This window comes from Streptomyces sp. P17 (assembly GCF_032436805.1).
GTDB lineage: Bacteria > Actinomycetota > Actinomycetes > Streptomycetales > Streptomycetaceae > Streptomyces.
In genome coordinates, this window is the sequence record NZ_JAVRBF010001008.1 from 1 (window position 1) to 262 (window position 262).

At 45.8% G+C, this 262-nt stretch carries 1 protein-coding gene; it reads right to left on the bottom strand.

From position 1 onward, the window contains the following. Nucleotides 1–262, bottom strand: a 262-nt coding sequence (locus RMT89_RS43750; protein WP_315889320.1) for a hypothetical protein, incomplete at both ends; no start/stop codon positions are given.

The window sequence follows — 262 nt, forward strand, 5'->3', positions numbered from 1 at the left end:
TTCTAGCCTGGTCATTTGTGTTGGCCAAGGTCCGGTATCTCTTCTGTTATAGCTGGCAAAAAAAGTAAGCTCTTGCTGCTCCGCCAGCAATTGGTAGATATGCACGTTTTTGATCTCTGGGATGTTGCTGAGAGCACTGAGCCGCTGTTCTTCCCGAAACTTGTTATTACTCAGTAAGCTTGATTGGGCGTTGATAGCCATAATACCAAGTAAGCCAGAGAGTTGCTCTTGTAAGTTCTGTTGCTGTCGTTGGTAGTCCAGA